At 46.1% G+C, this 4,807-nt stretch carries 8 protein-coding genes; 5 read left to right on the top strand and 3 right to left on the bottom strand.

What is annotated here, in order from left to right; translation table 11 throughout:
• Positions 1-297 precede the first annotated feature (297 nt).
• Positions 298-846 carry a glutathione S-transferase family protein gene (locus RMO35_RS24190; protein WP_309745147.1) on the top strand — a complete coding sequence of 183 codons (549 nt, stop codon included), beginning with the start codon at positions 298-300 and terminating at the stop codon, positions 844-846.
• A gap of 84 nt (positions 847-930) precedes the next feature.
• Positions 931-1,737: a thiazole synthase gene (locus RMO35_RS24185; protein ID WP_309745145.1), complete on the top strand. Its 807-nt coding sequence runs from the start codon at positions 931-933 to the stop codon at positions 1,735-1,737.
• Between the two features lie 2 nt (positions 1,738-1,739).
• Here RMO35_RS24185 and RMO35_RS24180 read toward each other — a convergent pair whose 3' ends face one another.
• The 3 genes from RMO35_RS24180 to RMO35_RS24170 all read right to left on the bottom strand — a co-directional run bounded on the left by RMO35_RS24180 (position 1,740) and on the right by RMO35_RS24170 (position 3,162).
• The gene (locus tag RMO35_RS24180; RefSeq protein ID WP_309745143.1) at positions 1,740-2,012 is read right to left on the bottom strand and encodes a nuclease; all 273 of its coding nucleotides are present in this window, start codon (positions 2,010-2,012) and stop codon (positions 1,740-1,742) included.
• Between the two features lie 293 nt (positions 2,013-2,305).
• Positions 2,306-2,623, bottom strand: coding sequence for a DUF4351 domain-containing protein (locus RMO35_RS24175; RefSeq protein WP_309745141.1), 318 nt, complete (start codon positions 2,621-2,623; stop codon positions 2,306-2,308).
• Entirely contained in the window at positions 2,608-3,162 is a 555-nt protein-coding gene (locus tag RMO35_RS24170; RefSeq protein ID WP_309745139.1) for a hypothetical protein, read from the bottom strand. Before RMO35_RS24170 ends, RMO35_RS24175 begins: the two co-directional genes overlap by 16 nt.
• A gap of 20 nt (positions 3,163-3,182) precedes the next feature.
• Here RMO35_RS24170 and RMO35_RS24165 point away from each other — a divergent pair, with 20 nt between their 5' ends.
• The 3 genes from RMO35_RS24165 to RMO35_RS24155 form a co-directional block, all read left to right on the top strand.
• On the top strand, positions 3,183-3,365 hold the full coding sequence (locus tag RMO35_RS24165; RefSeq protein ID WP_309745137.1) for a hypothetical protein: 183 nt from the start codon (positions 3,183-3,185) through the stop codon (positions 3,363-3,365).
• Between the two features lie 42 nt (positions 3,366-3,407).
• Positions 3,408-3,608 (top strand): hypothetical protein, encoded by a 201-nt coding sequence (locus RMO35_RS24160; RefSeq protein WP_309745135.1) that lies wholly within the window; start codon positions 3,408-3,410, stop codon positions 3,606-3,608.
• A 209-nt stretch (positions 3,609-3,817) separates the two neighbouring features.
• The coding region (locus tag RMO35_RS24155; RefSeq protein ID WP_309745133.1) for a signal recognition particle receptor subunit alpha at positions 3,818-4,807 on the top strand (990 nt) is incomplete at its 3' end.

The following is a 4,807-nucleotide window of genomic DNA, read 5'->3' as shown; positions in this document are numbered from 1 at the left end:
GAAGTAGCCAAAGCTTTTTGGTTGAATATGCCCAAAGGACAACTTAAAATTGAACAACCAGAGATGTTTGTCGATCGCATTGCTTTCGATCCAAATAAACCGATGGAATATTTGAATGGGTTTGAATTAAGAGCGTAGTTTAGTGAATAGTGGATAGTGGATAGTGGATAGTAGAAGGTAGTTAGAAAGTAGGGTGGGCACTGCCCACCATCCATACTTTAGAAAGTAGGGTGGGCATTGCCCACCATTCACGTTTCAAGATGAATTTAATTCAACATACATAATCCAAAAAGCAAGATGATTAAACTCTACGGTGGTGCTAGAAGTCGGGCTTCGATCGTGCGGTGGTATTTAGAAGAATTGGGAGTGCCCTATGAATTTATCCTGCTGGATATGTCTACCGGAGAGCACACTCAACCAGACTTCTTGAAAATCAATCCCTTTGGTAAAGTACCCGCAATTACCGACGGAAATTTTGCCTTATTTGAATCGGGTGCGATCTTGCTATATCTGTGTGAAAAGTATGGTGGAAAAGAATTATCGATCGAGCAACAAGCAGTTTTAACTCAATGGGTATTATTTGCTAACTCAACGCTAGCAACTGGGATTTTTACCGAAGCAAGCAGAGCGAAAGAATTACCTAAATTGATGACCCCTTTGAATGAATTACTCAGCAAAGATTCTTATCTTTTGGGTGATGAATTTAGCGTCGTCGATGTCGCTGTCGGTGCAATTTTGTATTATATTCCTTTGATGCTCAAGGTGGATTTATCTGCATATCCAGCAGTGACTAATTATATGCAATCTCTCTCCAGCCGTCCTGCTTTCAAGGTAGGTATGTCCTAAAATTAGTTAGGATAGAGAGAGATCCGCAGCAAGCAGCTTAACCCGTTGAGGGCTGGCAATAACCACCCTAAATCACCCATTTTTATGTTAACTTCGATCGATCGACCTCTAATCATTGCTGGCAAAACCTTCAACTCGCGGCTGATGACGGGTACGGGTAAATATCGCAGTATCGAGCAGATGCAAAAGAGCATCCTCGCTAGCGGTTGCGAGATCGTTACCGTTGCCGTGCGGCGAGTGCAAACAAAAGCCGCTGGACATGAAGGCTTGGCAGAAGCGATCGATTGGACTAAAATCTGGATGCTACCCAATACTGCTGGCTGTCAGACTGCCGAAGATGCCGTGCGGGTAGCGAGATTGGGGCGGGAGATGGCAAAATTATTGGGACAGGAAGATAATAACTTTGTCAAATTGGAAGTGATTCCCGACGGTAAGTATCTCTTGCCAGATCCGATCGGTACCCTCCAAGCAGCCGAACAGCTCGTCAAAGAAGGCTTCGCCGTACTCCCCTATATTAATGCCGATCCCCTCCTTGCCAAGCGGCTAGAAGAAGCCGGATGTGTGACAGTAATGCCCTTGGGTTCCCCGATCGGATCGGGACAAGGCATCAGAAATCTTGCCAATATCCAAATCATCATCGAAAATGCCAAAGTCCCCGTCGTCGTCGATGCGGGCATCGGTACCCCCAGCGAAGCCGCTCAAGCCATGGAAATCGGCGCGGATGCCCTTTTGATCAATACCGCGATCGCCTGTGCCGAGGATGCCCCGCTGATGGCTCAGGCGATGGGAATGGCAGCAGTATCGGGACGATTGGGCTATCTGGCGGGGCGAATTCCAGTTGCTAAAGTTGCGATCGCTAGTTCGCCCCAAACAGGGACAATTAATTCGTAGCATCAAAGATTGATATCTTGCCATCTACTGGCAGTGGCGAATCGACTTAAATGCTTGACACTCGTAGTCGCAATTATACTCATCTGTCCTGGATATTGTGCCGATAAGATGCGCCACTGAGCGCAAATAATTAAATCCGCATCTAGCGAACCATCTTTCGCAGTTGGTAGCCCACTTAATTTAGATTGTGTCCATAGTACAGATGCCAATTTTAAACTTTCATCTGACACCGATAAAAATGAAATAAAATCTGTCAATTCATCGAGGTTATGCAAACTATCTCGATTTCCTGTTCGTTCGCTCTCTAAGATGAGATTTCGTCTGACTTCGTAGTAGCATAAATTGGAATATCTCGTTCGCCTGCGTGTGCGTTAGCACAATCGCTACCTTCCAGGATGAGAGAATAAGAATGGTTTTCTACATTGGGTACGATTCTCATCCTGAGAGGCTACGCCAACGCTACAAATCTGGATAAATCTACAATTCTGTCTGCTGTCAATCGAACTAATTGCATAAAGTTGGATTTTAAATGTTTCTAAGTTATGGATCGATCTCTCAACCTTAACTTTTACCCATTCAGATCTAACCAGTCTGTCAAATCGCTCATTTGAGTAAAATCTAGCGCGGCATCATGTAAACCATCTAACAGATCCAACGGTAATACGTTAACTCTTGCCAATATCTCTGTTGACACATCACCCACCCGTCGGTTCAATAGGCGCAATGTTTGAGCATGTGCATGTCTAACTTCCCCCAACTGCTCTCCAACTTGTTGGGCTGCTTGAAGCTTCTCTAAATATAAAGGTGATAACTGCATAATTAACTCCTGCTCTTCTGGTTCGATTGTTTCTCTGGCTTCGAGGATAACTTTTAGATTACCCAGCAAATCCAACGCATTATTTCGGTAGGGATGCTCCGCTGGTAGGGATGCTCCGCTGGTAGTGCAGCCACCTCTTGAATTGCTCGTGCCTGTACATTGCCCTTACCCAATAGTCTAACCCATAGTGTAGTTAGTGTCTGGGGCAGTTGATGAATGACGATGATACCTGTCTTGAGGGTGGGACTGAGTAGATAGACACCTTCGCCCCACTGTTCTAGTTCTAATTTCGCACCGAGTCCTTCTAAAATCGGGGCGGATAGAGTAGGTGTCAAAATCCAGAGATTCGGTAAAACATCATCGCCTAGTTCTGGCTGCGATTGTCTTTTGGCTTCTCTGAGTAGATAGCTGTGCAAGTCGTAGAGCTTGGACATGCAAGCCCGAATTTGGGGCACTTTGACGGAATTGCGAAAGGGTTCAAAGATGACGGTGGTTTTCGCACATTCTGCGAGTATTCCTAATTCTTGGATGGGTGCAAGTTGGGGGTCGGGAATGAAATAGACATCAACTTCCCGAACTTCGCCACTAATCTTTAGAGAGGTTTGCACTTGACCTAAAGGCGATAGCAATGACTATAGAAAATCTTTGGCAAACTGGTCGTGGGGAAACCTTTGTCATCGCGGGTATTTTCTTGAGAGTATCTCGACCCCATTTTATCCCGATCGGAGATTTGTCGATCGAGTACCGAGATTGGGTCGATCGACAGGAAATGTTTGCCATCTATTACACTAAAGGTAGAGCCAATCGCTAGTACGCTTTGCTTGTCTTTAAAAGTATAAGGAAAAGTTAATATATGCTCATCCACAAAATATACCAAGAGCTGCAAGACATCCCTGAAGATAAGTTAGCCGAAATTTACGATCTGATTCATTACTTTCGTTTAGGGTTAGAACAAGAACAGATTCAGCCCCGTATCCCTGGCTTACTAACAGGAACACTCGGAGATGATTTTTTTGAACCACTATCAGAAGAGGAACTGCAACAGTGGGAGTAGACTGGCTGAACTTAAAAATTTACCTGTTATCACCTATGACGAAGCTTTTCAGACTGGGTTAATTCAAGTCATTCCTCATCGCAAGTAGTAAAAACTTTTCTATCTCCCGATCGGGCAATATATCCCTGACTGGTTGAAGGTGGTTTCGCATCCATTACACTAGAGGTAGAGCCAATAGACTGCTCCTCGATAACTGTTAATTTCTGATTATGTTTGACCAATTAGCCGAAAGTTTAGAATCAGCCTGGGTAAAGTTGCGCGGTAAGGACAAGATTAAGTCCTCGAATATTCAAGACGCGCTCAAGGAAGTCCGCCGCGCCTTGCTTTCGGCTGATGTCAACGTCCAGGTGGTCACAAATTTCGTTAAGGAAGTCGAACTCAAAGCTCAAGGTGCGAACGTCATTTCAGGAGTGCGCCCCGACCAGCAATTTATCAAGGTTGTCTATGACGAACTTGTCAAGACGATGGGGGAAACCAATAGTCCCCTAGCAAATGCCAGTACCAAGCCGACGGTAATCCTGATGGCGGGTTTGCAAGGTGCGGGTAAAACGACGGCGACGGCGAAGCTTGCGCTACATCTGCGGAAAGAAAATCGGACAACTTTGATGGTGGCGACAGACGTATATCGTCCGGCGGCGATCGATCAGCTCATCACGCTGGGCAAGCAAATCGACGTGCCAGTGTTCGATATGGGTACAGATGCTAATCCTGTCGAAATTGCCCGTCAAGGCATCGCCAAGGCGCGGGAACTGGGCGTAGATGTGGTGATTGTCGATACTGCCGGACGGTTGCAGATCGACGATCGGATGATGACGGAATTAGCTGATGTCAAAGCAGCAATTCAACCGGATGAAATCTTGCTGGTAGTAGACTCCGCCATCGGTCAGGAAGCGGCGAATGTCACGATGACATTTAACGATCGAATCGGCATTACAGGGGCGATCTTAACTAAATTAGATGGGGATACGCGCGGTGGTGCGGCTCTATCTGTCCGGGCGATTTCCGGTAAACCGATCAAATTTGTCGGGGTGGGTGAGAAAGTTGAAGCGCTTCAGCCCTTTTATCCAGAGCGGATGGCATCGCGGATTCTGGGGATGGGCGACGTGCTGACGCTGGTGGAAAAAGCCCAGGAAGATTTCGATATTGCCGATGCGGCAAAATTAACCGAAAAAATCCTCGAAGCCAAATTTGACTTCAAC

This window comes from Chamaesiphon sp. OTE_20_metabat_361 (assembly GCF_031364565.1).
This window is presented reverse-complemented; position numbering and strand designations above follow the sequence as displayed.